This is a genomic window from Mesorhizobium sp. ESP-6-4 (assembly GCF_020164735.1).
Lineage (GTDB): Bacteria > Pseudomonadota > Alphaproteobacteria > Rhizobiales > Rhizobiaceae > Mesorhizobium.
This window is the reverse complement of record NZ_JAIUGS010000023.1, coordinates 55,980-78,845: the sequence shown is the minus strand read 5'-3', so window position 1 is coordinate 78,845 and position 22,866 is coordinate 55,980. Positions and strand designations below refer to the sequence as shown.

Below are 22,866 nucleotides of genomic sequence, written 5' to 3'. Positions count from 1 at the left end.
ACTGCCTACTGCCTACTGCCTACTGCCTACTGCCTACTGCCTACTGCCTACTGCCTACTGCCTACTGCCTACTGCCTTCCCAACCTCGCTGTCGCCGCCAGCAGTCCCGCGGCAATGAAAGTCAGGTTGGTCGAAGCATTGGCCGGCTCCGCCCAAAGTCCAGGCCCCCTCCGCTCGCAATAGAGATCGACTGGGGGTCAGGAGAGTTTGCCACATGGCGAGGACGCTGCTCCCGAATCGAACCGCGCCGTGAAATGCAATCACCCCGGCTATTGCGCCCTTACCTGCTGCCGCAACATCAAAAATTTCACCGCAACGTGACTTCCCGTTGACTGGCGCTTCTGCCACATATTTTGGCAATCAGAACAAGGCCGGCGTCACCGGCGGGAATTGGAAAGTCATGGCAATTCAAGGACGATTGCGGCTTGCGGCACTGGCGCTGGCCCTCACCGCGTTGGGCGGCGCGGCCCTTGCAGCCGAGCCCGCCAAGGCCGTGACCGGCAAGCCTCAGACCGACAAGCCCTTGGGCGTGATCGAATTGTTCACCAGCCAGGGCTGCAGTTCCTGTCCGCCGGCCGACGAGTTCTTTGCTGAGCTCGCCGGCAAGGACGACATCATCGCGCTCGCCTACCACGTCAATTACTGGGACTATCTCGGCTGGCAGGACACGCTGAGCACCAAGGAAAACACCGAGCGCCAATATGACTATATGCGCGCCTTCGGCAGCCGCTCGGTCTACACGCCGCAAGCCGTCATCAACGGCCGCAGCCACGTCAACGGCGCCAGCCGCAAGGATGTCGACGGCGCCTTGGCCCGGATGGACCGGACCGGCGAGGGCATGCGGGTCGACATCAAGGTGAGCCGAACCAGCGACCGCGTCATGATCGACGCGGGCGACGCCGGCAATGGCCCGAGCGACGCCCATGTTGTGATCGTCTATTTCGATCCGCCGCAGACGGTGAAGATCGGCCAGGGCGAGAACAGCGGCCGCAGCCTGACCTACTGGAACGCCGTTTCCGACATCCAGACCGCCGGCATGTGGCACGGCAAGGCGCAGCGTTACGAACTGCCGATGACCGAGATCGCCAAGAAGGGCGGCTGCGCGGTGCTGCTGCAGTCGGTCGGCAAGGACGGCATGCCGGGGCCGATCCTCGGCGCCGCCTTCATCCGCAAACCGGACCGGCTTTAGCTTCCCCTTCTAGCAATTGGCTTTTCGTCCGCTAGCGCGGACCGCTTCTCACCACAAGGCAGGCAATCTCTGGGAGTTCGGATAGCCGGCATGGCCTTGATCGGCGTGATTGATCGGCTGAAGGCTTGATTGCCAGGTGGTTCCCCCAATCCGTCGCTGCTTCGCAGCGCCACCTTCCCCCCTCCGGAGGGAAAGAAAGGGAGCCTTGCGGACGAGCGTCGACGGCAAAAAGCTTGGCGCCTTTCCTCTCCCCGTCGATCGGGGGAGAGGTGGCTCGGCGAAGCCGAGACGGAGTGGGGGTCGACCAGCGCTATATTGGATTGGACAATGCATGCGCCAAGCTGCAATGCACACTATCGCCAAAGACCAGCCTGCTTGGAAATGTGTGCATGCTGTAGACAAGGGGAGAAGGAAAATAAAAAACCGGCGTCAGCTTGCTTCTGACGCCGGTCATTCAGGTTTTGGGATCGTCGCACCTGATTTTTCCAAGGAAAAACCGAGGTTGGTTCGATCCGACGCTGACCCGTGGGCGGGGGGCTTGGGGTTTACGAGCCGGTGCCGGACCGAACCGTCTCAGGCAACGACCGTAAATTCGTCGGACATTGGGGCATGAGCGCGGATTATTTGTGGCGAGAATGTGGCGGAGCATCACCAATTCCAACATGTGTTTCGCAAACGTGACTGGACGTTTGGGAAACCGCGCGACCCGCGCGTGTTCGGCCGGCGCTACAATTCCATCGCGCCCTTGCAATTCCCTTATGAAAGCGCGAACCTTGGCCGGCGCATGATTCAATCGAAGGATCGAGGCATGACCGATCACAGCGGCGGGACGGAGGATGGGGAAGCATCCGGAATATTGATCCCGTTGCACGAGGCGCGCAACGCCCGCCTCGACCAGCCGGTGCGATTCGACCGGCGCGAGCTCGACCAGATCCTGAGGCTTTACGGACGCATGGTTGCGGCCAATGAATGGCGCGACTACGCGATCGATCATCTCACTGATCGCGCTGTCTTTTCCGTCTTCCGCCGGGCCAGCGAAGTGCCGCTGTTCCAGATCGTCAAGGACCCCAGGCTGGCGCGCCGGCAAGGCGCTTTCGCCGTCATCGCCGCCGGCGGCCGCATCCTCAAGCGCGGCCAGGAGCTCGGCCGCGTGCTTGGTGTCTTCGATACCAAGCTGAAGGTTGTCGAGGCGTGAAGGGAAAGGGGAATTGATGAACTGAAGAATTGAAGAACTGAGGAAAAAGGGCGCTTGGCGGCCGGTGCGGCAGTCGTTTTTCTTCAGTTCCTCAATTCTTCAGTTCTTCAATTCCTTTTGAATCCGAAACCTTCGCTCGGGCAGCGAATCCGGATCCGGCGGCAATTCCGCGCCGCCATTCAGCGCAAGCTGCATGAACACCGTGTCCAGCCAGCGTCCGTGCTTGTAGCCGGATCCTTCCAGGCGCCCGGAATGGCGGAAGCCGAGCTTCTCGTGCAGCCGCACCGAGGCGCTGTCTGCATGGCCGTCGCCGATCACCGCAATGATCTGGCGGAAGCCCGCCGCGCGCGCCGTCTCAATCAGCGCCCGCATCAGCAGCAAGCCCACGCCCTGCCCCTTGGCCTCCGGCGCGACATAGACCGAATCCTCGATGACGAATCGGTAGGCGGGACGCGGCCGGAACGGCCCGGCATAGGCATAGCCGAGCACGATGCCGTCCTTCTCCGCCACGAGATAAGGAAAGCCGCCCGCCGCTAGGGCGTCGAATCGGTTGCCCATTTCCGCGCGGCTCGGCGGCTCCAGCTCGTAGCTCGCCGTGCCGTGCGCGACCGCATCGGCATAGATTTCGGTGATTCGGTCGAGGTCGGCCGCCGTAGCGACCCTGATCGCAGTATTGCTCATAATTTGTGCAGTTCTCGTTCCTGCCTCGATAACAGCAGATGACTGCATTAAAAGGAAGGGCGGCCGTTGGGCCGCCCTTCGCAAAATCTATGGTCCACTGAGACCGGGCAACTGCCTTAGCGGCGGTCGCCCATGAACTGCAGCAGGAACATGAACAGGTTGATGAAGTCGAGATAGAGGCGCAGCGCGCCCATGATCGCCTTGCGGCCGGCGACGTCGGCGACGTCACCTTCGAAATACATCTCCTTGATCTTCTGCGTGTCGTAGGCGGTCAGGCCGGCGAACACCAGCACGCCGATCGCCGAGATGGCGAAAGCGAGCGCCGACGACTGCAGGAAGATGTTGATCAGCATCGCAATCAGCAAGCCGATCACGCCCATGATCAGGAACGAGCCGAACGCCGACAGGTCGCGCCTGGTCGTGTAGCCGTAGAGCGACAGGCCGCCAAAGGCCGCGGCCGTGGCGAAGAAGGTCTGGGTGATGCTGGTGCCGGTGTAGACGAGAAAGATCGTCGACAGCGACAGGCCGACAAGGCCGGCATAGACCCAGAACGTGGCCTGCGCCGCGCCCACGCTCATCGACTGGATGCGGAACGACAGGAACATCACGGCGGCGAGCGGCGCCAGGATGACGACCCAGCGGAACGCGCTTGCATAGATCAGTTGGCCGAAAGCGGTCAGCTGGCCGTCGCCGGTGATGGCGAGCTGGAAGGCGCCCCAGGCGGCAAGGCCGGTGATCAGAAGGCCAAGCCCCATGAGGTTGTAGACTTTGATCATATAGGCGCGCAGGCCTTGATCGATATCGACGCGCACGCCGGGGGCGGCGGACGTCTGGTAGTTGCGAATGGGATCAGCCATTGGAAATCCTCTGTTGCTTCTGCCCCGTCCGGTGACAGGTCATTCGAGACCAGGCGCCGCTGGCGGGGCTCCAGCATGCCTGCGCAAAATATGAGCGTTCTCGACGTCAAGAACAAGACGGTAACGAGGCGCAACGCTTCGTGAGAAGGCAAAAGGCCGGTTTTCGGGTCTTCCGGGCGTCTTTCTTACAAAAATTTAACCGGGCTTACAAAGGTTTAAGCGGGCGGGCGGCTCTCGGCCCCCCGTCAGAGGTTGCGCAGCACCGGCGCCGCCTTGTGGCCGAGCACCCGCCAGGTCCCGGCAAGGCCGATGCCGACGGTGACCGCCAGCGAAACCAGGATCGTCGCCACCGCGACCTGTGGTATGAAATGCGACGGCAGCGTCATGATATGCGCGACCACGAACCAGGCGGCGATGCCGCCGGCGGCAAGCGCGAACAGCGCGGTCGCAAAGCCGATCAGCATATATTCCAGCGAGAAGGCGGTAATCAGCGTTCGTCGCGTCGCGCCGAGCGTCTTCAGCACCACAGCGTCATGGATGCGCGCCCGGTTGCCGGCGGCAAGCGCCCCGGACAGCACCAGCACTGAGGCGATCAGCGCCACGCCGGCGGCGGCGCGGATCGCGGCGCCCAATTGCGCCACCAGCCGGTTGACAATGTCGAGCGCGTCCTTGACGCGCACCGTCGTCACAGCCGGAAAGGCGCGGGTGACGGCGTTGAGCAGCCTTGCATCGTCGGCCGCAGTGGCTTGTTTGTCGGTCAGTGTCGCCAGCCAGCCATGCGGCGCCCCGGCGAAGGTGTTGGGCGAAAACACCATGACGAAGTTGATGCCCATCGTCTCCCACTCGACCTGGCGGAAATTGGCGATCCTCGCGGTGACGTTGCGTCCAAGCACATTGACGGTGACGGTGTCGCCGAGCTTCAGCCCGATCGCGTTGCCCTCTTCGGCCGAGAACGACACCAGCGGCTCGCCGGAATAGTCCTGCGGCCACCACGCGCCTTCGGTCAGCGTCGCATTTTCCGGCTGCTTCGCGTCATAGGTCAGGCCGCGGTCACCGCGCAGCACCCAGGCGCCGTCGGCCGGGATCTTCACCTTGTCGACGTCGACGCCGTTGAGCGCCATGATGCGGCCGCGCAGCATCGGCACCTTGACCAGCGTTCCCCGCGGCGACTCCTTGCCGATAAGGCCGGCGAAGGCGTCGACATCGCTGTTCTGGATGTCGACGAAGAAGAAGTTCGGCGCCCGCTCCGGCAGGCTGCCAGAGATCTGCCGCCTGAGATTCCCGTCAATCAGCGCCAGGGTGACGAGAAGCGTCAGCCCGAGGCCGAGCGATAGCACCACCGAGGGCGTCAGCGCTCCGGGACGGTGGATGTTGCCGAGCGCCAGCCGCAGCGAGACGGAGCGCACACGCGGGCTCTTTTTTGCCGCCCACTGCACCAGCGCGGCCACCAGCCGCAGCACCAGGAAGGCGAAGACCGTGGCGCCGACGAAGATCGAGGCGATGCGGTAGTCGTTGGCCGAAAGGATCGCCAACGCCGCCAGCGCCAGCACGATCGCGAGCGCCGCGCCCGTATAGGGCAGGCGCGGCAGGCCCCGGCTTTCAAAGCCCATTTCGCGGAACAGCGCGGTTGCCGGCACGTCGCGGGCGCGGCCGAGCGGCAAAAGCGCGAAAGCCAGCGTCACCAGCAGGCCGAACAGCGCGGCAAGGGCCAGCGCGCCAGGATAGAAGCCGCCTTGCGCCGGCACCGGGATGACCGACTGCAGAAGCGCGCTCGCCACGAACGGCATCGCGGCGCCGACGATAAGCCCGAGCACGATGCCGAGGCCCGCAATCAACAGGATCTGCACCAGATAGACGGTGAAGACGAAGCCGCCCGAGGCGCCGAGGCTCTTGAAGGTGGCGATGACGCCGCGCTTGCCGTCGAGATAGGCGCGCACGGCGTTCGCCACGCCGACGCCGCCGACCACCAGCGCCGTCAGCCCGACCAGCGTCAGGAATTGCGAGAAGCGCTCGATATTGGCGGAGAGCGCGGGGGCGGCGTTGCTGCGCGTGCGGATCGACCAGCCGGCCTGCGGGAAATCCTTCGCGGCTTGAGCCTGGATGTCCTTGATCCGCGCCTCGGACGTGCCGTCGGGCAGGCGCACCTTATAGGCGTTCTCGACAAGGCTGCCGGGCTGCACCAGGCCGGATGCGGCAAGGCCCTGGCGCGAAATCATTAGCCGCGGCGCGAAACCGAAACCGTCCGACACCGCATCCGGCTCGCTGACCAGCCTCGCCCGCAATTCGAAAATGGCGCTGCCGAGTTTCAACCTGTCGCCGATGTGAAGATTGAGCCGGTCGAACAACAGGTCGGGCGCGGCGGCGCCGAACACGCCGGAGCTTTCGCCGAACAATTGCTCCTTCGGCAGCGCCGGATCCGTTTCCAGAGCGCCGAAGAGCGGATAGGCGTCGTCGACGGCCTTTGCCTCGACCAGCGCCTGGTCCGAGCCGTCCTCCAGCCGCGCCATCGAGCGCATGCCGGAATTGAGCGAGACAGTGCCGAGGCCCTTGATGAAGCCGAGCTCCGCATCGGAAGCGCTGCGCTGGTTGACCTGGAAGCGCAAATCGCCGCCAAGCAGCGTCTGGCCCTGATTGGCGACGCCGGCCGAGATCGCCTGCGCCACCGAATTGACGCCGCCGATCGCCGCGACGCCCAGCGCGATGCAGCCGAGGAAGATCATGAAGCCGGACAGTCCGCCGCGCATCTCGCGCAGCGAGAAGCGGATGGCAAGCTTCAGGGTTCGAAGCCGGGCGGCCGCCATGCCTCTATGCCGTCACTTTGAGCAAAGGCGCATCCTCGATCCGCCCCGAACGCATCGAGACCTGGCGCGCACAACGCCCGGCCAGCGCCGGATCATGCGTCACCAGCACCAGCGTCATGCCGCGCTCCGCCGCCTTGGCGAACAGGAGATCGGCGATCTGCTTTCCCGTCACCTGGTCGAGGTTGCCGGTCGGCTCGTCGGCGATGAGGATGCGCGGCGACGGCGCCAGCGCCCGCGCGATCGCCACGCGCTGCTGCTCGCCGCCGGAAAGCTCTCCCGGATAATGCGTCACGCGGTCGCTCAGGCCGACCGCCGCGAGCTCCCGCGCGGCCACCCCGAACGGATCGGTATGGCCGGCGAGCTCCAGCGGCACGGCGACATTTTCCAGCGCCGTCATGTTGGGGATGAGATGGAAGGATTGGAACACGATGCCGATGTTTCGCCCCCGAAACGAAGCAATCTGATCCTCGCTTTTGTTATTGATCAGCTCGCCGGCGATCCGGACGGTGCCCGAATCGACTCTTTCCAGCCCGGCAAGGACCATCAGCAGCGTGGACTTGCCGGAGCCCGACGGACCGACAATGCCGGTGGCTTCGCCGGCCGCCACGTCGAGGCTCACATCTTTCAGCACATGGACGGAGGACGCGCCCTCGCCGAGCGTCAGCGATATGTCCCTCAGCGCAATGACGGCTTCTGTCACAATGAAAGCGCCCTATATGTGAAAAAAGGAGACGGCCGCTGTCTCCTCCCTTGGATTGTTCCGGTCATATGGGGCTCGCCGCATGGCTTTCAAACACCGTTTTGCCGCAGCCCTCCTCCTTTTCCTCGGCCTTTGCGCCGCCATCTCGCCGGCGCGCGCCGCAACCTTCACCATAGTCGGCTTCGGCGACAGCCTGATGGCTGGCTACAGCCTTGGACCGGGCCAGGGTTTCACCGACAGGCTGCAAGCGGCTCTGAAGGCGAAGGGCCTCGATGTCGCCGTCGCCAATGCCGGCGTGTCGGGCGACACATCGAGCGGCGGGCTGGCGCGGCTCGACTGGTCGGTGCCGGACGGCACAAGGCTGGTGATCCTCGAGCTTGGCGCCAACGACATGCTGCGCGGCCTTTCGCCCAAGATCGCCGAGAAGAACCTCGACGCCATGCTCGGCAAGCTGAAGCAACGCAACATTCCGGTGCTTCTGGCCGGCATGCGCGCCGCGCCCAATCTCGGCGCCGATTACCAGAAGGCCTTCGATGCCATCTATCCGCGGCTTGCCGAAAAATACCGCGTTCCGCTCTATCCGTTCTTTCTCGACGGCGTCGTCGGCCATCCCGACTGCCAGCTCGAAGACGGCCTGCATCCCAATCCCCGGGGTGTCGACGTCATGGTCGAGCGCATCCTGCCCGTGGTCGAAAAGGCGATCGCCGACAATGGAGGGAAGTCATGAGTCCGTAATGCCACGCTTTCCGCTGGGGAAACTTTGTGGACAACAAACCGCTTGCCCCGCGCCAATATCGATGATTCGCTAGGAACGAGAGTTTCGATTCGAGGACAGGAGGCTTTACATGCCACGTCTTTTCACCGCCCTCGAAATTCCGCGTGATGCCGCACTCTCTTTGTCCCTGCTCCGCGGCGGGCTGCCCGGAGCGCGCTGGATCGATGTCGAAAACTACCATCTGACGCTGCGTTTCATCGGTGATGTCGAGGGCCATGTCGCCGACGAAATCGCCAACGCCCTCGACAGGGTCGACCGCCCCTCTTTCCAGATGACGCTCTCCGGGGTCGGCGCCTTCGGCGGCAAGAAGCCGCATGCGGTGTGGGCCGGCGTGTCGGCCTCGCCCGACCTGACGGCGCTGCAGGGCGAGATCGACCGCATCTGCCAGCGGCTCGGCCTGCCGGCCGACCCACGCAAGTTTTCGCCGCATGTGACGCTGGCGCGCCTGCGCAATGGGAGCCCGCTCGATGTCGCGCAATATCTTTCGGCGCGCGGCAATTTCGCGGCATTGCCCTTCCGCGTCGGCCGCTTCGTCCTGATGTCGTCGCGCGATTCGGTCGGCGGCGGTCCCTACATCGTCGAGGAAGCCTGGCCGCTGGTCGGCGAAGCGCTGGCCCCAAGCCGCTTCGCCAGCGCATCCGACGCCTCGCGGATCATGCGGTAGACCGAGGCGAAGGCCTCGGCGCCGTCGTAATAGGGATCGGGAACGTCCACGGCCTTTCCCGTGGCAAAATCCAGATAGAGATGGATGCGGTCGTGCGCGGCCTGCGGCGCCAGCGCCTTGAGGTCGCGCACATTCGCCCGGTCCATGCCGAGGATCAGGTCGTACCGCGAAAAATCCTCCGGCAGCACCTTGCGCGCCCGCTGCCCTGAAATGTCGACGCCGTGCCTTGCCGCCACCGCGATCGAGCGCCGGTCCGGCTCCTGGCCGGCATGCCAGCCGCCCGTCCCGGCCGAATCGATCACCAGACCCTGGTCTTTGCCTTGCTCGGTCAGGACGGCCCGGAACACGCCCTCGGCCAGCGGCGAGCGGCAGATGTTGCCAAGGCAGACGAACAGAATGGATTTTATGGGCTTTGCGCTCATCGATCCGGCGCTATGGTTGGATCATCTGCGAATAGCACAGGGACCGGACATGAACAGGGAAAAACTCAACAAGGAAGCGATCGTCGCCGCGCTTGCGGAACTTGACGGCTGGTCGCTCGCCGCCGACGGCGCCTCCATCAAGCGCAGCTTCGTCTTCAAGAATTTCTCCGAGGCCTTCGCCTTCATGACGCGCGTGGCGCTGGCGGCCGAAAAGATGGACCATCACCCGGACTGGTCGAATGTCTACAAGACCGTCGACGTGACGCTGAACACGCATGACGCAGGCGGCGTCACGGCGCTGGATATCGAGCTCGCCAAGCGGATGAACGTGTATTTCGGCTGAGAGCGAGCGGACTTCGTCATTCCAGGGCGGAGCAAGGAGCGAAGCGACGCGCGCAGACCCTGGAATCCATTCCGTGACCTTTGCCGAGAATTGCAGCGGGGCAGCATTTTGCACCGTGAGCAGCGCTCGTATGTCACGGAATGGATCCTCGGGTCTGCGCGCGTCGCTTCGCTCCTTGCTCCGCCCGTGGATGACGATCGGAGGGATGCCTTGGCCAACTATCGTACTGAGGCGATTGCCATGCTTGTTATTGTTGCGAGTTCGATTTTAGATCGACGCACCCCTAAACTCTTGTAGCCGCCTCCCGCTTTCACCACATTTTCCCGCGGCGAGCCGCCCGCAACGATGCACGCGGCCGCCAAGGAGCGATTGATGGCGCAAGGTACCGGTTTCGATTTCTTCGGCTTCGGCGACAAGCTCGCCGGCGAAGGCGAGGTCCGCGAAAAATTCTGGCGCACCGCCAAGAAGGCGGCGCGGCAGATTCCGTTCATGGACGAGGTTGTCGCCGCCTATTATTGCGCCATGGACAGGGACACGCCGTTGCGCGCCAAGGCCACCCTGCTCGGCGCGCTCGGCTATTTCGTCCTGCCGTTCGATTTCATTCCCGATTTCGTCGTCGGCCTCGGCTTCACCGACGACCTTGCCGTGCTGACCGCGGCGATCACCGCCGTCAGCGCGCATATCACGCCTGCCCACAGGCAGGCCGCCAAAGACGCGCTGGCGGACAAGAGCTGATCCCGGCTGCCTTCAGGCCCGCAAATCGGCGCGGACGAAAAGACAAACTCTTGCCGTTTTCGTGGCATCCAACTCCGCGCCGGGACGTCGCGCCGGCATCAATCCACAGTGGCGGCGCGGATGGTGGCGGTTTCCTGGGGTGGGTTCCTTTTCTTCAAGGACGATTCACCGTTTGGTAACCCTGATTAAATCAAAATGAAGCGACGGCAGGACGCCACGCGGCCCGCCTCCGCACCATTTGGAATACGGGAAGAACGATGCGCGGATTGATTGCTATAGTTTCCAGCCTGGTCTTGGCGGCCTCGGCGGCGCCGGCGTTGGCGCAGCAGGCGACCAAGATCGGCCAGCACAACGCCTGGGGCACCTACAGCTATCAGTCGGCCGCCGGCAAGGTCTGCTACGTGCTGACCGTGCCCACCGACAAGCAGCCGCCGTCGCTCGATCATGGCGACATGTTCTTCTTCGTCAGCCAGCGGCCCGGACAGCAAGTCTCCTACGAGCCGCAGTTCATCGCCGGCTACAACTTCCAGGAAGGCTCGAAGGCCACCGTCACCATCGACAAGAAGAGCTTCTCGATGTTCACCCGCGGCAAGTCGGCCTGGGTCGAGAACGCGGCGGAAGAGCCGGTGCTGATCGCCGCCATGAAGACCGGTTCCGACATGAAGGTGCAGGCCAAGTCCGGCCGCGGCAATCCAACTTCCTACGTCTTCTCGCTGAAAGGCATCTCGGCCGCGCTGGCCTCGATCGCCAAGTGCAAATAGGCGGGAACCGCATTCGAACCTGACGCAAGGCCGGACATCATGCCCGGCCTTTTGTTTGTGATGGCGCTCAGCCCTGCGCCGGCTCTGGCTGCGCCCTGCGCCGTCGGATCGCCTCGGCAATGAAGACGCGCGACAGCGCGTGGTAGAGAGGTTCGTTGGAGATCAGCCTCGCCGTGCCGTAGCCCAGCATCGACGCGCACATCAGCGCGATCACATTGTCGTGGTTGCCGGTCATCTCGAGAATGATGACGAAGGCCGTCATCGGCGCCTGCACGACGCCGGCGAAATAGCCGGCCATGCCGAGCAGCGCCGCCGTGCCGGTGGCCGTGCCGAAGACCAGGCCGAGCGTGCTGCCCAGCCCCGCGCCCACCGCCAGCGACGGCGCGAAGAGGCCGCCGGGAATGCCCGACACCATCGACAAGAGGCCGGCTGCGAATTTCTCGACGAAGAAGAAGGCCGGCAGCGGCGTGCCTTCGATCGCGCCGCGCGCCTGCATATAACCGGTGCCGAAGGTCGATCCTCCGGAGGCGATGCCGATCGCGGCGACGGCCAGGCCGCAGACAGCCGCCACGACCAGCGTGCGCGGCAGCGGCTGCAGCGTGTTCCAGCGCCGGATGCGGCGCATGACCTTCAGCGCCGAGAGCGAGAACAGCGCGCCGACACCGCCGCCGATGACGCCGCAGGCGAGCACCAGCGGCCAGTCCGTGGCGAAGGCGACCGTGTCCCTGGCGACGCCGAAATAGGTGTAGTTGCCGAGCAGCCCGAGCGAGGCGAGGCCGGCCAGGATCACCGCCGTCAGCACCAGCCCGTTGGTGCGCGCCTCGTAGGCCCGGCCCATTTCCTCGATGGCGAAGACGATGCCGGCAAGCGGCGTGTTGAAGGCGGCGGCGATGCCGGCGGCGGAGCCCGCCAGGATCAGGCCGCGCGCCTGCGCCATGCCGCCCCAGCGCGCCGCCTGCAGCATCAGCGAAGCGCCGACCTGTACTGTCGGGCCCTCGCGCCCGATCGAGGCGCCACAGGCGAGGCCGACGATGGTCAGCGCGATCTTGCCCACCACCAGCCTCAGCGACAGGATCCGGCTGCGGTCTTCCTCGTCGCGCAGATGCCGCGCCGCGATCGCCTGCGGAATGCCGCTGCCTTGCGAGCCCGGAAAGAAGGAATGCGCAAGCCAAGCGCAAAGGACGAAACCGAGCGGCGTCACGACGAGCGGCAGATAGAAGCGCCAGCCGCCGTCATTGCCCGTCATGAGATGGAACAGGGCCTGCGCGCGGTCGGCGAGCAGGGCGAACAGGACGCTGATCAGGCCGATCGATATGGCGCCGGCCCAGAAGACGAGACGCGGTTGCCAGACGCGCCGCGACATCCACATGGCGTGGGAACGCCGCAGCATGCGGTATTTTCGGGATATGCCGGCCATGACCGTCCTCGTGATGGTTACCCGCCCTAGCACACTCGCCGGGTCGATCAACCCGGGAGGGCGAGCCCGACGCCATGTCAGTCAGGTCGAGGAGCAGTGCTCAAGGGGACGTTGCCGGATGGCGGATAACCCGCCGGCACACCGGCCGGCGGGGAGGTCGGCAGGCAGGACCGGCGAGGTCACATCGCCATTTTTTCACATTCGGCCTGAGCCTTCTTGGTCGACGTGTCGATCATGTAGGCCTTGCCCTTGGCGTCGGTGATCATCATCATGCAATGCTTGATCGGCTTGGCCATCTTCATCATTTCGGCGCTCATCTTGGCGTCCGGCATCATGGTGCCCATGTGGCCGTCCGGCATGATCGCGGTGACCTGTCCGCCCTTCATCATCGTCATGGCGCCCATCGTGTCCTCGGCAAGGGCCTGCGAGGCGCAAAGACCGGCGAGGCCGGCAATGAGTGCGAACTTGATCGAGTGCATTTGAACAACTCCCATTGTTGAGGGGCATGGTCGCCCCTTTCAGGTTCGCGGATGCGTTTCGATTGGTTACGCCAACACGAAGATGTGATCTGTTTTCAAGGGCCATCGCCAGTCGCGGCCTTCTCCCCCTGTGGGAGAAGGTGGATCGGCGCGCAGCGCCGAGACGGATGAGGGGTGTTCCAGTGAACACCAACGCCTCACTCCGCTGGAGCACCCTCATCCGACCGAGCTTCGCTCGGCCACCTTCTCCCACAAGGGGAGAAGGAAAGCGGGGCGCATGACTCCGGCGCCGGGCTGTGCTATGCGCCGCGTTTCCTGTGCGGCCGGTGCTGAAATCGGCCGCAAATCGCTTATATTGGCGCCACCATGACCATTTCGCTTGATCTTACCGCCGAAGGCGCACGTGACGCCTTGCGCCGCGCAGCACCGGCCGAGAAGCCGTCGCTGATCGGCCTGACCCGTGCCGAGCTCGGCGAGGCGCTTGTCGGCGCCGGCATCGTGCCGGAGCGCCAAGCCAAGATGCGCGCGCAGCAGCTCTGGCACTGGATGTATGTGCGCGGCGTCTCCGACTTCGCCCATATGTTCAACATCTCCAAGGACCTGCGCGCCGAGCTCGACAAGCATTTCACCGTCGCCCGGCCCGAGATCGTCGAGGAGCAGATCTCTGCCGACGGCACGCGCAAATGGCTGTTCCGCTTTCCGCCGCGCGGCGCCGGCCGTCCGGTCGAGATCGAGACCGTCTATATTCCCGAGGAAGGCCGCGGCACGCTCTGCATTTCCTCGCAGGTCGGCTGCACCCTGACCTGCTCCTTCTGCCACACCGGCACGCAGAAGCTGGTGCGCAACCTCACCGCCGAGGAGATCCTGGCGCAGCTGCTCACCGCGCGCGACCGCCTCGGCGATTTCCCCGACCGCGACACGCCGGACGGCGCCATTGTGCCGGCCGAGGGCCGCAAGGTATCCAACATCGTCATGATGGGCATGGGCGAGCCGCTCTATAATTTCGAGGCGGTGAAGAAGGCGCTGCTGATCGCCTCCGACGGCGACGGGCTGTCGCTGTCGAAGCGGCGGATCACGCTTTCGACCTCCGGCGTGGTGCCGGAAATCTTCCGCACTGGCGAGGAGATCGGCGTGATGTTGGCGATCTCGCTGCACGCCACCAATGACGAACTGCGCGACCTGCTGGTGCCGATCAACAAGAAGTTCCCGCTGAAGGAACTGATCGCCGCCTGCAAGGCTTATCCCGGCCTCTCCAATGCCAAGCGCATCACCTTCGAATATGTGATGCTGAAGGATGTCAACGATTCCCTCGACGACGCCAAGGCGCTGGTCAAGCTGCTCAAAGGCATTCCGGCCAAGATCAACCTGATCCCGTTCAACCCGTGGCCGGGCACCAACTACCAGTGCTCGGACTGGGAAACGATCGAAAAGTTTGCCGACTATATAAACAATGCCGGCTATGCTTCGCCGATCCGCACCCCGCGCGGCCGCGATATCCTCGCCGCCTGCGGCCAGCTGAAGTCGGAGTCGGAGCGCATGCGCAAGGTTGACCGGCTGGCGCTCGAAGCCATGATGATCGCGGGACACGGCGAGGCGTGAGGCGCATCATCGCCTACCTCATTCGCTTCGCCGTCATCCTGATCGGCTATGTCGTCGGCTCGCTGGCGGCGAGCGCCTTCCTCAACATCCTGGTCCTGGCGCATCTGGGCTACACCCCGGCCGATCCGGAGCCGACGGCGACCGCCTCGCTCTATTTCTCGGTGCCTTTCGTGGCGCTGTTCGTCGCCTATTTCGCCTTCATGCCGGCGGCGGTCGTCATTTTGACCGCCGAAGTGCTCGGCCGGCGCGACTGGCTGTTTTACGCGCTGGGCGGCGCCGTCATCGCACTCGTTTTCCTCCGCTTCGTGCACAATGTGGGCGACGCCGATTTCGATGTCACCGAAACCAATGCCCGGCTGGCCGTGATCGGCGCCGGCATGGTCGGCGGCATCTTCTATTGGCTCTCCGCCGGCCGCTGGGCCGGAAGCTGGCGGCGCGAGGCGCTGCTCGACCTGGAGCGGTAGGCTGCTCCCGGATCAACTGAGCCAAACTCCGGCTTGACCCCGGTTCGATGCTCCCGCATCACTGGACCATGCCGAAGATGCCGCAACCGGGCGCCAAGCCCCTCGTCACGCCCCTTGCAGCACAGGGATTGAGACCCGTCTTTGTCGACCGCTGGAGCGACAAGATCCGAATCCGCACGCTCAGGCCGGCGGATGTGACACCCGAGATCGAAGCTTGGCTAGCCGATCCCGCCGTCATGGAAGGATTGAACGCGCCGCAAAAAGCGATGGGCCTCGATGCCTTCCGGGCCTATGTCGCCAGCTTCGATAATCTGAAGCGCAATCTCATGACGATCCTCGGTCTGCCAGACGGCCAGCCGCTCGGCCTGGCCGTCATGGAGGTCGATCTCCGGCACCGGCTCGGCTCGTTGCACTTGATTATCGGCGATCCGGAGAACCGGGGTAGGAATGTTGCCTTTGAGGCATCTGCCGTTCTGCTCAGGCATTTCTTTCGCGAGCGAAAGCTCGAGAAGGTGACCTTTCAGCCGCTGGCGCGTAACGCCGCGGCTATCGCCGTGTGCGAACGTTTCGGACTGCGGCTGGAAGGCACGTTGCGGGCTCATCGCATAGATGGCCGGACCGGCAAGCGCCTCGACCAGATGCTCTACGCGCTGACATTGGAAGAATATGACGAACGCGTTCGCGCCTTGGTGGCGGCCGGCATGGTTCGACCCTTCGCCGGCCCTGGTCTCCCGACCCAAAAACTGCCCTAAAAACGGTACGCTACGCCGAATTTTACTGTATCGAGGGACGGTCGGAAGCTCGCGCCAGCCGTGCCGCCCGGCCCAGGTTCGATCTTGTCGAATGCGTAGTGGAGGTATTCCCCTTTCAAGGACCAGTTCGGCGCGAGTGCATACTCCGCGCCCAAGCCGATCACGCCGCCCACCTTCACGCCTGAAAAATCCGCAGTTGACCCGACTGGCGCAAAAATGGAACGGTCATAGGAAGTTGCCCGAAAATGCCCGGCAGCCACGCCACCGGTGACATAGGCAAGGAGTTGGTCGGTCGGCGTGTAACCGGCTCTCAGCCTCGCCGTCGCGACCCAGTCGACGTCGTAAGTATAGGCTTCGCCCTTGCCGAGAAGGTCTAGGTGGCCGAATTTTGTGTCGTGCATGCCGACGAAATCGAAATCGCCGGCGACGCCGTAAACGAAGTTCCCGCTCTGCCAATCGTGCCCGGCATAGATGCCGCCGAGATAACCATCCTTTTGATGGCTGCCGCCGAAGTTTGTCGTGTCGGCATCGAAATCGACGGAGGAGTGGGCATAGCCGCCCTCCACGCCGACATAAGATCCCGACCAGTTATAGGTCGCCTCCTGCGCGCTGGCCTCGCAGACCAGCCCGATCACGGCAACGGATGCCAAGAGTAAGCTCTTCATTAGTCCCCCAATATGCCCTAGCGAATCTTCTAGGTGGGCAGAATCCTGGGGGCAAGAGCAGCAATGCAACAGCGCCGGCGAATTTTACGCGATGGCTAACGCCCTACTTCGCCTGCGCGGTCAGGATCTTGAGCGCGAAGGCCGAGAACACGCCGCCGAACAGATAGTCGACCACGCGCGTCACCCGCGGGCTCGCCTTCATCGCCGCCGAAAATTTCTCCGCCGCCAGCACCATCGGCGCCGTCACCGGGATCGACAGCACGATGAACATCACGCCGAGGAAGAACAGTTTTCCGGACGCGTTCGGATCGTGCGCGGAGACGAATTGCGGCAGGAAAGTCATGAAGAACAGGATGATCTTCGGGTTGAGCAGGTTGACGCCGAGCCCGGCCGCCCAGCTGCGGAACAGCGAAACCTGCGGTCCCGTCCTCTTCTCCGGCGAAAAGGCCGAGCCTTTCGTCACCGCTTGAAAAGCCAGGAACACCAGATAGCCGGCGCCAAAAATCTTCAAGACGAAAAAGGCCATCGGCGAAGCGACGATCAGCGCGGAGATGCCTACCACCACCAGCGTGGTGTGGATCAGTGTGCCGCAGAGCGCGCCGGCCATGGAGGCGAAGCCGGTGGCGCGGCCCTGGCTCAGCGTGCGCGACACGAACAGCGTCATGTCCGGCCCAGGCGTGATCGCCAGGATGATGGTGGCGATGGCGAACTGGATGAGCGTCGAAGTGTCGGGAATGAAGGACATGGAAGGCCCGGTTTCGTGATGGTTTGCGAGTTTATAACGCGGCTGCCCCAGTCGCGCCAGCCGCGGCGATGGGGTTCTCCTGCTCACCTTCGTCTCTTGCGCCGCCCGGAAAGGCCGTGATACCTCGCCCGCGAAGCTATTTTCCCGCGGAACCGCCAAAAATGTCCAAGACCAAGAACGTCAAGAAAGTCGTGCTCGCCTATTCCGGCGGCCTCGACACCTCCATCATCCTGAAATGGCTGCAGACCGAACTCGGCGCCGAAGTCGTCACCTTCACCGCCGATCTCGGCCAGGGTGGTGAGCTCGAGCCGGCGCGCCGCAAGGCCGAGATGATGGGCATCAAGGACATCCGCATTGTCGACGTGCGCGAGGAATTCGTCGCCGACTTCGTCTTCCCGATGTTCCGCGCCAACGCCGTCTATGAAGGCACCTACCTGCTCGGCACCTCGATCGCCCGGCCGCTGATCTCCAAGCACCTGGTCGAGATCGCCAGGGAAACCGGCGCCGACGCCATTGCCCATGGCGCCACCGGCAAGGGCAACGACCAGGTCCGCTTCGAATTATCCGCCTATGCGCTGAATCCGGACATCAAGGTCATTGCGCCGTGGCGCGACTGGTCGTTCAAGTCGCGCACCGACCTTCTCAACTTCGCCGAGCAGCATCAGATCCCGGTGCCGAAGGACAAGCGCGGCGACGCCCCGTTCTCGGTCGACGCCAACCTCCTGCACTCCTCATCCGAGGGCAAGGTGCTGGAGGATCCGTGGAGCGAGCCGCCGGAATTCGTGCATCAGCGCACCGTCTCGCCGATGGATGCGCCCGATGTCGTCACCGAGATCGAGATCGAGTTCCTCAAGGGCGATCCTGTCGCGCTCAACGGCAAGAAGCTGTCGCCGGCCACAATGCTGGCGGCGCTCAACGACCTCGGCCGCGACAACGGCATCGGCCGCCTCGACCTGGTCGAGAACCGCTTCGTCGGCATGAAGTCGCGCGGCGTCTACGAGACGCCCGGCGGCACCATCCTGATCGCCGCCCACCGCGCGATCGAATCGATCACGCTCGACCGCGGCGCCGCGCACCTCAAGGACGAGCTCATGCCGCGCTACGCCGAGCTCATCTATAACGGCTTCTGGTTCTCGCCCGAGCGCGTGATGCTGCAGGCGATGATCGACAAGAGCCAGGAAGACGTCGAAGGCACGGTGCGGCTGAAGCTCTACAAGGGCAATGTCATCGTCACCGGCCGCAAGTCGAAGAAAACGCTCTACTCGGATGCGCTGGTCACCTTCGAGGACGACCGCGGCGCCTACGACCAGAAGGACGCCGAGGGCTTCATCCGGTTGAACGGGCTGCGCCTCAGGACGCTCGCGGCAAGGAACCGTCGCTGAAATTGCGGATCTCCCCTACGGGTGAGATGTCCTGTGGGGCAGAGGAGCGTGCTGTCCCGTCAATCTGTCCTTCGTCATTCTAGGGCGGAGCAAGGAGCGAAGCGACGCGCGAAGACCCTAGAATCCATGCCGTGACGCCTGAGCGCCGCCACGGTGCAGAACGCTCACCAACCAATTCCGCGAAACAGCTCGAACCATTCCGGATTGGTCTTCTCGATCAGTTCAATCTTCCATCGCTGTGGCCAGCGTTTCAGTGACGTCTCACGCTGGATGGCATCAGCGATGTCGAAATATTCCTCGTACCAGACGAGACGCTGCACACCGCAACGGCTGGCGAAGCTGGAACCTTGGCCATTCTTGTGCTCGGGTATGCGGCGGGCAAGGTCATTGGTGACACCGATATAGATCGTGCCCCCTTTCTGGCTAGCAGTCATGTAGACATAGCCGGTCATCTGGCGATCCTAGCTGGCGCAGCCATCGGCGCCTATTCTGGACCGCAGCATTCTACGGCCAATGCCATGGCATGGATTCTAGGGTCTGCGCGCGTCGCTTCGCTCCTTGCTCCGCCCTAGAATGACGAAGCACAGGTCGCTCCGCGAGGCCCCAAGGCGCCCCGAGGGAAGTGATCCCCACTTTCCCGGCTTTTGCCAATCTCCACAAACAAAAAAGCCCGGCGCTTGGCCGAGCTTTTCCGTGGAATGACGACCTCGATCAGTTGGCGTCAATCGCCTCGGCGATACGGGCGATGGCCTGCTGGTAGACGCTGGCCGAGTTCCAGCCCGCGATCGCGCCCATATTGGCCTCGTAGCTCGCGCCGGCCTGCCAGCCATGCGCCTTGAGATAGTTGGCGGTAGAAGCCAGCGCCGTATTGCGGTCGCGCAGGTTGCCGCTGCCGACGCCATATTTCAGCACGTTTCCGGGCAGGAACTGGGTGTGGCCGATCTCGCCATGCATGGCGCCGACCGAGGAGGCGCTCAGCGCGCCGCGATCGACCAGCTTCAGCGCCGCGATGGCGTGCGGGGTGAAGTAGTCCGGGCGGCGGCAGTCATAGGCGAGCGTCAGGATGGCCGACACCGTGTTCTGATTGCCCATCGAGGCGCCGAAGCCGGTTTCCATGCCCCAGATGGCGAGCAGCACGCCCGGCGGCACGCCATAGGTCCGCTCGATATCGGCGAACATCGCCGCGTTGGCCTTCTTCAGCGCGCGGCCTCTCGAGATGATCGCGGACGCCCCGCGGCGTTTCATGAAAGCCTCCACCGAGCCGCTGAAAGCCTTGTGGATGGCGCGATCGGCCGAAATCGTCCTTGTCGCGTAGGTCGCCCCCTCCAGCGCCGAAAGCCCCCTTTGGCCGACGCCGTTGGCCTTGGCCTCGGCGGCAAAGTCCTGCTTCCAGGCGTCGAATCCGGCGCCGTTCTTGCCGCAGCTGGCCGCGGCTTCGGCGCCTGTCGCCAGCCCCAGCATCGCCACCACCGCCGCGGCGGCCGCGAAAATTCTTCTTTTGGCAAAAAATGCCATGTCCTTCTCCTGGTTGCCTTGAATCACGTCCCGATTGCGAATTTGCCAGCGAAACGCCCGGTTGTCACCGTCCTCGCGGGGGACGTAAAACCTGACACTGGCGAAAGAAGGGCAATAGCCTGCGATCGGCTATCAGGTGTGGCGGGCCTGCCTCATGAAAGACGTTGATGTCGTGATCATTGGCGCCGGTCCGGCGGGACGTGCCACGGCTAAAGAGCTCACGCCCTTTTGACCGGAAACCCGAGAAATCATGGAACAATTCGTGAGCGGCCGAAAGGCGCTTTAGCCGGAACGCATAAGCTTTGGTTTCGTTTCCGACCGCGAGGGAGCGTGGAAAAACGGAGTGAAACCATGAAACGCGTACTGTTTCCGGCGCTTGCCGGCGCGCTGTTCGCCATGTCGGGCACGGCCTTGGCCGACACTGCCGTCTCGGCGGTGGCCGATCTCAATGTGCGCGCCGGCCCCGGCCCGCAATATCCCGTGATTGGCGTGCTGGCCGCCGGCCAGTCGGCAACGCTCACCGGCTGCATCGCGAACAGCAAATGGTGCACGATCGCCGAAGCGGGCGGCAATGGCTGGGTCTATTCCGACTATGTGACAGGTGATTTCGGCGGCAGCCGCGTCGTGCTGACACGCCGGCCGGCCAATGCCGGCATCGCCGTCGTGTCGCCGCCGACCGATAACATCTACACCACGGACAGCTACACCGGCGCCATCGTTCCCGGCGACGACGCCATCGAATCGATCGGCAGACCGCCGGCCGAGGTCGGCACCTATGTCACCACGCACCGGGTCGATCCGGTCTATCTCGAGGGCGAGGTGGTAACCGGAGCCACGCTGCCCGACACGGTCGAGCTGCGCGAGATCCCCGATTACCGGTATCGCTATGTCTATGTGAACAACCAGCCGGCGCTGGTCGACCCCGGCACGCGGCGCATCGTCTATGTGATGCGCTGATCAGGCTTGATCGTCGTCAGACGAGCGGCCGCCGGCGATGGCGGCCGTTTCTTTTCCGTGCTGACGGCTCAGCCGGCTTGCCTGCGTTCAATGCACACGTTTGGGATTGGCCGAAGCGTCCGAACTTCGTCATCCACGGGCGGAGCGGAAGCGAAGCGGACGCGTAGACCCGAGGATCCATTCCGTGACCCGGCCGAAGAGCGCAGCGGGGCAGAATTCTGCACTGTGGCAACGCTCGGAAGTAACGGAATGGATCCTCGGGTCTGCGCCGCGTCGCTTCGCTCCTTGCTCCGCCCGTGGATGACGACGAGATGGGCGTTCCAGCTAATCTCCTACCGTCGTGATCGCGCGTTAGTGTTCCGTGGTACGAATTTGATGTTCGTGCCCTCAACGCGATCCAGTCAGTCCCGGCTCAAAGCAGGGTAATCGCGCGGTAACCACCGACCTCCTACACAATACAGCCGAAAGCCTTCGGCAGGGGAGCCGCGTGACGATCGAAAATGCCGCCTTCGAGCGCTATCGCCGCTCGCCGAACGAAAAGACCAATTTGCTGCGGCTGTTCTTCGGCACGGCAATCGTCATTGCCTTCTGGATGGCGGCGACGGCCGTCGTGCTGTTTGCCGGCACCTATGTCTACATCGTCTGGCGCCTGCCCGGCCCCTCGACCGGGCAGTACATGCAGGACTTCCTGGCATCGCCCGTCGGCATCCTCAGCGCGCTGAGCTCCTTTGCCGGCATCTGGATCGGCCTGTGGGTGACGATGCGATTGGTGCACGGCGAGCCGCTGTCGGCTCTCTTTGGCGTCACCCGCTGCATCGCTGGCGGCGATTTTTTGAAGGGCCTGGTCGCGGTGCTGATCACCTCGCTGTTCTCCGAGGTGCTGCTCTATTGGCTGCAGCCGGAGATCGCGCGCGGACCGATCACCCTGTCGTCCTGGCTGCTTTTCCTGACGCCGATCGCGCTGCTCGCCTTCCTGCAGACCTCGTCGGAGGAAATGCTGTTTCGCGGCTATCTGCTGCGCGCCCTCGCTCGTCGCTTCAGCAGTCCTCTGGTCTGGGCGGTGCTGCCGGGCCTGCTGTTCACGTCGCTGCACTGGAATACGGCCTCGACGCTGGCCATCAATGCCAGTGTCTTCATCTCGATCGGCACATTCGCCCTGCTGCTCACGCTCCTGGTCTATGTCACCGGCAATCTCGGCGCCGGCTTCGGCGCCCATCTCGGCAACAACCTGACCGGCTTCCTGCTGATCTCGCACCAGGAGGCCTACAATTCCTTCGCGCTGCTCAATGCCAAGCCTCTCGAAGGCCCCGGCTGGACCAATCTGGACGCCGTTCTCATCGCCGCGATCGGCGTCGTCAGCACACTTCTGACGATGCTGCTGCTTTTGCACCGGCGCTCGCCGCTTAGAGTCGGGGCGACCCGGCAAAGTCCGCTATGAGACACCCAAATGGCGGCGTTTTGGCCGGGATTCCAGCATAGTTTCTTGACGCATGTCGTTGCCGCAAAACCCCTGCGCTCTTTTGCGCGACATGCGTTGGCCTTGACTCCGCGGCCGATTTCCTGTCTAGAGCCGCTGAATTCCGCGACGAGTTTTCTTTCGCGAAAGCCGACCAGGACGCCGAAACCTCTTCGAGGCGGGTGCTGTAAAGAGATCCTGGAGGCCAACACCCGGCAGCGCGATGCGCCCCCGGGTGCTTTTTGGCTTTGCGCTTTTGCTTGGCGACCCGGCGCGAACGCACTACCTCTCGGTCGAACCCACCGAGATCAA

24 protein-coding genes are annotated in these 22,866 nt (G+C 63.8%); 13 read left to right on the top strand and 11 right to left on the bottom strand.

Going from position 1 to position 22,866, the window contains the following annotated elements; all coding sequences use genetic code 11:
- The first annotated feature begins 400 nt into the window (after positions 1-400).
- Together LB523_RS26580 and LB523_RS26575 are read left to right on the top strand one after the other, a co-directional pair.
- Complete coding sequence (locus tag LB523_RS26580) at positions 401-1,189, top strand: DUF1223 domain-containing protein (protein ID WP_224608601.1); 789 nt, start codon at positions 401-403, stop codon at positions 1,187-1,189.
- An 808-nt stretch (positions 1,190-1,997) separates the two neighbouring features.
- Positions 1,998-2,384 (top strand): DUF2794 domain-containing protein, encoded by a 387-nt coding sequence (locus tag LB523_RS26575; RefSeq protein ID WP_224608598.1) that lies wholly within the window; start codon positions 1,998-2,000, stop codon positions 2,382-2,384.
- Between the two features lie 99 nt (positions 2,385-2,483).
- On the opposite strand, the gene LB523_RS26570 is transcribed toward LB523_RS26575, so the two are convergent.
- The 4 genes from LB523_RS26570 to LB523_RS26555 all read right to left on the bottom strand — a co-directional run bounded on the left by LB523_RS26570 (position 2,484) and on the right by LB523_RS26555 (position 7,423).
- Positions 2,484-3,065: a GNAT family N-acetyltransferase gene (locus tag LB523_RS26570; protein WP_224608596.1), complete on the bottom strand. Its 582-nt coding sequence runs from the start codon at positions 3,063-3,065 to the stop codon at positions 2,484-2,486.
- Positions 3,066-3,181: 116 nt separating this feature from the next.
- Positions 3,182-3,922, bottom strand: a complete 741-nt coding sequence (locus LB523_RS26565) for a Bax inhibitor-1/YccA family protein (protein WP_095769993.1) — start codon at positions 3,920-3,922, stop codon at positions 3,182-3,184.
- Positions 3,923-4,167: 245 nt separating this feature from the next.
- Positions 4,168-6,723 (bottom strand): ABC transporter permease, encoded by a 2,556-nt coding sequence (locus tag LB523_RS26560; protein ID WP_224608593.1) that lies wholly within the window; start codon positions 6,721-6,723, stop codon positions 4,168-4,170.
- 4 nt (positions 6,724-6,727) lie between these two features.
- Entirely contained in the window at positions 6,728-7,423 is a 696-nt protein-coding gene (locus LB523_RS26555) for an ABC transporter ATP-binding protein (protein WP_095769995.1), read from the bottom strand.
- An 82-nt stretch (positions 7,424-7,505) separates the two neighbouring features.
- On the opposite strand from LB523_RS26555, the gene LB523_RS26550 reads away from it, so the two are divergent.
- Complete coding sequence (locus tag LB523_RS26550; RefSeq protein WP_224608590.1) at positions 7,506-8,150, top strand: arylesterase; 645 nt, start codon at positions 7,506-7,508, stop codon at positions 8,148-8,150.
- 118 nt (positions 8,151-8,268) lie between these two features.
- Positions 8,269-8,862, top strand: coding sequence for an RNA 2',3'-cyclic phosphodiesterase (gene thpR / locus LB523_RS26545; protein WP_095769997.1), 594 nt, complete (start codon positions 8,269-8,271; stop codon positions 8,860-8,862).
- Here the strand turns inward: thpR and LB523_RS26540 are convergent.
- A complete protein-coding gene (locus LB523_RS26540; RefSeq protein WP_224549610.1) occupies positions 8,769-9,284 on the bottom strand; it encodes a low molecular weight protein-tyrosine-phosphatase in 516 nt (171 codons plus the stop codon). The genes thpR and LB523_RS26540 overlap by 94 nt on opposite strands.
- Before the next feature lie 49 nt (positions 9,285-9,333).
- Here LB523_RS26540 and LB523_RS26535 point away from each other — a divergent pair, with 49 nt between their 5' ends.
- From LB523_RS26535 to LB523_RS26525, 3 genes are all read left to right on the top strand, one after another.
- The gene (locus LB523_RS26535) at positions 9,334-9,627 is read left to right on the top strand and encodes a 4a-hydroxytetrahydrobiopterin dehydratase (RefSeq protein WP_095769998.1); all 294 of its coding nucleotides are present in this window, start codon (positions 9,334-9,336) and stop codon (positions 9,625-9,627) included.
- Positions 9,628-9,999: 372 nt separating this feature from the next.
- A complete protein-coding gene (locus LB523_RS26530; RefSeq protein ID WP_224608587.1) occupies positions 10,000-10,362 on the top strand; it encodes a YkvA family protein in 363 nt (120 codons plus the stop codon).
- Positions 10,363-10,619: 257 nt separating this feature from the next.
- Positions 10,620-11,123 (top strand): invasion associated locus B family protein, encoded by a 504-nt coding sequence (locus LB523_RS26525; RefSeq protein WP_095769999.1) that lies wholly within the window; start codon positions 10,620-10,622, stop codon positions 11,121-11,123.
- Positions 11,124-11,190: 67 nt separating this feature from the next.
- Here LB523_RS26525 and LB523_RS26520 read toward each other — a convergent pair whose 3' ends face one another.
- Both LB523_RS26520 and LB523_RS26515 read right to left on the bottom strand, forming a co-directional pair.
- On the bottom strand, positions 11,191-12,540 hold the full coding sequence (locus LB523_RS26520; RefSeq protein WP_224608584.1) for a chloride channel protein: 1,350 nt from the start codon (positions 12,538-12,540) through the stop codon (positions 11,191-11,193).
- A 179-nt stretch (positions 12,541-12,719) separates the two neighbouring features.
- A complete protein-coding gene (locus LB523_RS26515; protein ID WP_095820318.1) occupies positions 12,720-13,019 on the bottom strand; it encodes a hypothetical protein in 300 nt (99 codons plus the stop codon).
- Between the two features lie 366 nt (positions 13,020-13,385).
- Between LB523_RS26515 and rlmN the strand changes: the two genes are divergently transcribed.
- From rlmN to LB523_RS26500, 3 genes are all read left to right on the top strand, one after another.
- Entirely contained in the window at positions 13,386-14,618 is a 1,233-nt protein-coding gene (rlmN, locus tag LB523_RS26510) for a 23S rRNA (adenine(2503)-C(2))-methyltransferase RlmN (protein WP_224608580.1), read from the top strand.
- Positions 14,615-15,082: a hypothetical protein gene (locus tag LB523_RS26505; protein WP_224608576.1), complete on the top strand. Its 468-nt coding sequence runs from the start codon at positions 14,615-14,617 to the stop codon at positions 15,080-15,082. The genes rlmN and LB523_RS26505 overlap by 4 nt, the downstream gene beginning before the upstream one ends.
- A gap of 68 nt (positions 15,083-15,150) precedes the next feature.
- Positions 15,151-15,834, top strand: a complete 684-nt coding sequence (locus tag LB523_RS26500; RefSeq protein ID WP_224608573.1) for a GNAT family N-acetyltransferase — start codon at positions 15,151-15,153, stop codon at positions 15,832-15,834.
- Here LB523_RS26500 and LB523_RS26495 read toward each other — a convergent pair.
- Both LB523_RS26495 and LB523_RS26490 read right to left on the bottom strand, forming a co-directional pair.
- Positions 15,831-16,484, bottom strand: coding sequence for an outer membrane protein (locus tag LB523_RS26495; RefSeq protein ID WP_224608571.1), 654 nt, complete (start codon positions 16,482-16,484; stop codon positions 15,831-15,833). The genes LB523_RS26500 and LB523_RS26495 overlap by 4 nt on opposite strands.
- 118 nt (positions 16,485-16,602) lie before the next feature.
- Entirely contained in the window at positions 16,603-17,244 is a 642-nt protein-coding gene (locus tag LB523_RS26490) for a LysE family translocator (protein ID WP_095770006.1), read from the bottom strand.
- 161 nt (positions 17,245-17,405) lie between these two features.
- Here LB523_RS26490 and LB523_RS26485 point away from each other — a divergent pair, with 161 nt between their 5' ends.
- On the top strand, positions 17,406-18,626 hold the full coding sequence (locus LB523_RS26485) for an argininosuccinate synthase (protein ID WP_224608568.1): 1,221 nt from the start codon (positions 17,406-17,408) through the stop codon (positions 18,624-18,626).
- Positions 18,627-18,790: 164 nt separating this feature from the next.
- On the opposite strand, the gene LB523_RS26480 is transcribed toward LB523_RS26485, so the two are convergent.
- Both LB523_RS26480 and LB523_RS26475 read right to left on the bottom strand, forming a co-directional pair.
- The gene (locus tag LB523_RS26480) at positions 18,791-19,078 is read right to left on the bottom strand and encodes a GIY-YIG nuclease family protein (RefSeq protein WP_224608565.1); all 288 of its coding nucleotides are present in this window, start codon (positions 19,076-19,078) and stop codon (positions 18,791-18,793) included.
- Positions 19,079-19,337: 259 nt separating this feature from the next.
- Positions 19,338-20,141 carry a lytic transglycosylase domain-containing protein gene (locus LB523_RS26475; protein ID WP_224608562.1) on the bottom strand — a complete coding sequence of 268 codons (804 nt, stop codon included), beginning with the start codon at positions 20,139-20,141 and terminating at the stop codon, positions 19,338-19,340.
- A gap of 351 nt (positions 20,142-20,492) precedes the next feature.
- Here LB523_RS26475 and LB523_RS26470 point away from each other — a divergent pair, with 351 nt between their 5' ends.
- Both LB523_RS26470 and LB523_RS26465 read left to right on the top strand, forming a co-directional pair.
- The gene (locus tag LB523_RS26470; protein WP_095770009.1) at positions 20,493-21,098 is read left to right on the top strand and encodes a DUF1236 domain-containing protein; all 606 of its coding nucleotides are present in this window, start codon (positions 20,493-20,495) and stop codon (positions 21,096-21,098) included.
- 487 nt (positions 21,099-21,585) lie between these two features.
- On the top strand, positions 21,586-22,536 hold the full coding sequence (locus tag LB523_RS26465; RefSeq protein ID WP_224608559.1) for a CPBP family intramembrane glutamic endopeptidase: 951 nt from the start codon (positions 21,586-21,588) through the stop codon (positions 22,534-22,536).
- The last annotated feature ends 330 nt before the right edge of the window (positions 22,537-22,866 follow it).

Coding starts and splice junctions, on each gene's coding strand:
- LB523_RS26475 (WP_224608562.1), bottom strand. CDS start 20,141: ATGGCATTTTTTGCCAAAAGAAGAATTTTCGCGGCCGCCGCGGCGGTG.
- LB523_RS26500 (WP_224608573.1), top strand. CDS start 15,151: ATGCCGAAGATGCCGCAACCGGGCGCCAAGCCCCTCGTCACGCCCCTT.
- LB523_RS26525 (WP_095769999.1), top strand. CDS start 10,620: ATGCGCGGATTGATTGCTATAGTTTCCAGCCTGGTCTTGGCGGCCTCG.
- LB523_RS26520 (WP_224608584.1), bottom strand. CDS start 12,540: ATGGCCGGCATATCCCGAAAATACCGCATGCTGCGGCGTTCCCACGCC.
- LB523_RS26470 (WP_095770009.1), top strand. CDS start 20,493: ATGAAACGCGTACTGTTTCCGGCGCTTGCCGGCGCGCTGTTCGCCATG.
- LB523_RS26560 (WP_224608593.1), bottom strand. CDS start 6,723: ATGGCGGCCGCCCGGCTTCGAACCCTGAAGCTTGCCATCCGCTTCTCG.
- LB523_RS26580 (WP_224608601.1), top strand. CDS start 401: ATGGCAATTCAAGGACGATTGCGGCTTGCGGCACTGGCGCTGGCCCTC.
- LB523_RS26575 (WP_224608598.1), top strand. CDS start 1,998: ATGACCGATCACAGCGGCGGGACGGAGGATGGGGAAGCATCCGGAATA.
- LB523_RS26535 (WP_095769998.1), top strand. CDS start 9,334: ATGAACAGGGAAAAACTCAACAAGGAAGCGATCGTCGCCGCGCTTGCG.
- LB523_RS26565 (WP_095769993.1), bottom strand. CDS start 3,922: ATGGCTGATCCCATTCGCAACTACCAGACGTCCGCCGCCCCCGGCGTG.
- LB523_RS26485 (WP_224608568.1), top strand. CDS start 17,406: ATGTCCAAGACCAAGAACGTCAAGAAAGTCGTGCTCGCCTATTCCGGC.
- rlmN (WP_224608580.1), top strand. CDS start 13,386: ATGACCATTTCGCTTGATCTTACCGCCGAAGGCGCACGTGACGCCTTG.
- LB523_RS26570 (WP_224608596.1), bottom strand. CDS start 3,065: ATGAGCAATACTGCGATCAGGGTCGCTACGGCGGCCGACCTCGACCGA.
- LB523_RS26490 (WP_095770006.1), bottom strand. CDS start 17,244: ATGTCCTTCATTCCCGACACTTCGACGCTCATCCAGTTCGCCATCGCC.
- LB523_RS26530 (WP_224608587.1), top strand. CDS start 10,000: ATGGCGCAAGGTACCGGTTTCGATTTCTTCGGCTTCGGCGACAAGCTC.
- LB523_RS26515 (WP_095820318.1), bottom strand. CDS start 13,019: ATGCACTCGATCAAGTTCGCACTCATTGCCGGCCTCGCCGGTCTTTGC.
- LB523_RS26540 (WP_224549610.1), bottom strand. CDS start 9,284: ATGAGCGCAAAGCCCATAAAATCCATTCTGTTCGTCTGCCTTGGCAAC.
- thpR (WP_095769997.1), top strand. CDS start 8,269: ATGCCACGTCTTTTCACCGCCCTCGAAATTCCGCGTGATGCCGCACTC.
- LB523_RS26550 (WP_224608590.1), top strand. CDS start 7,506: ATGGCTTTCAAACACCGTTTTGCCGCAGCCCTCCTCCTTTTCCTCGGC.
- LB523_RS26480 (WP_224608565.1), bottom strand. CDS start 19,078: ATGACCGGCTATGTCTACATGACTGCTAGCCAGAAAGGGGGCACGATC.